Source organism: Stenotrophomonas sp. YIM B06876, assembly GCF_030711595.1.
In the GTDB taxonomy this organism is placed as follows: domain Bacteria; phylum Pseudomonadota; class Gammaproteobacteria; order Xanthomonadales; family Xanthomonadaceae; genus Stenotrophomonas.
Window position 1 is genome coordinate 1 of the sequence record NZ_JAUJUJ010000274.1, and the last position, 1,108, is coordinate 1,108.

The following is a 1,108-nucleotide window of genomic DNA, read 5'->3' on the forward strand; positions in this document are numbered from 1 at the left end:
GCCAGCGCAGAAAAGACAGGAGAGTTCACAAGGGCCGCCGGCACGCTGCCGGAACACGGTTGGTATGGTTTTAATAGCTGCTGGCGCTTGCCCATCAAGCGTTACAGCCGTATTTGACCATTAAACCTCAAACCAGCCAGGGCGGCCACCAGCACAGCTCCAATGCCCCGGATGCCGGCAACGGCCCAAGCCCGACAGCCTCCTAGGACTTCGCTTTTTTCGGCGTTCTCGACTTGCCAGCGCCGTTGAGGGCGACCGCCTGGCGAACGAGCATCTTGAAGGCGGTCTCTTCGACTTCCTCTCCTTCGTGGATGTCGATGGCGCGGCGCACGTTTCCGTCCAGGCTAGCGTTGAAGAGACGGGCCGGGTCCTCCAGAGACGCCCCCTTGGCGAAGGTGAGCTTCACTTTGTCCTTGTAGGATTCNTTCCTCTCCTTCGTGGATGTCGATGGCGCGGCGCACGTTTCCGTCCAGGCTAGCGTTGAAGAGACGGGCCGGGTCCTCCAGAGACGCCCCCTTGGCGAAGGTGAGCTTCACTTTGTCCTTGTAGGATTCGCCCGTGCAGATGATGCCGCCGTGCGACCAAACCGGAGTGCCCCGCCATTTCCACTCCTCGACGACGTCCGGGTCTGCTTCCTTGACGAGCTGGCGCATTCTGCTGAGCGCGGCCCCGCGCCAGTCCCCGAGTTCGGTGATCCTTTTCGAGATGCGCTCCGACGCCGATGGCTCTTGCCCCAGGTCCGACTTGTCCATGCTCTCGTCCTCCATGGTGGGTGAAACTACGGAGCCATGCTACGGCGGGCGTGCATGCGCGGCAATCGCCAGCCAGGCACACCTTCAAAGCCAGACAATGCATGAAAATAGCTGCCAGCGCTTGATACGCAAGCGCTGGCAGCTATTCAAGCTATAGCAGATCGCGCTCCAGCGGAGCGCCATGCCTGATGGCTCGATCAGCTCCATCGAGCCATCACCCTCAAAACGCCACCTTCACGCCCAGCGTGATGTTGCGCCCCATCAGCGGCGCGGCGTCCTTGATGAACGAGGTGTGGGCGTAGGCCAGGCGGTCGGTCAGGTTGTTGGCCTTGGCGTAGAGCTGCCATGGGTTGCCG

Annotated in this window: 1 protein-coding gene and 1 pseudogene; both read right to left on the bottom strand. The window is 61.7% G+C overall.

Annotated features, from left to right (window positions below; translation table 11 throughout):
* Positions 1 to 202 precede the first annotated feature (202 nt).
* Positions 203 to 424: pseudogene (locus QZH66_RS16685) on the bottom strand (DUF1801 domain-containing protein); the annotation flags it as partial.
* Positions 345 to 752, bottom strand: a complete 408-nt coding sequence (locus QZH66_RS16690) for a DUF1801 domain-containing protein (RefSeq protein ID WP_305806982.1) — start codon at positions 750 to 752, stop codon at positions 345 to 347. The pseudogene QZH66_RS16685 and the gene QZH66_RS16690, both read right to left, overlap by 80 nt.
* Positions 753 to 1,108 lie beyond the last annotated feature (356 nt).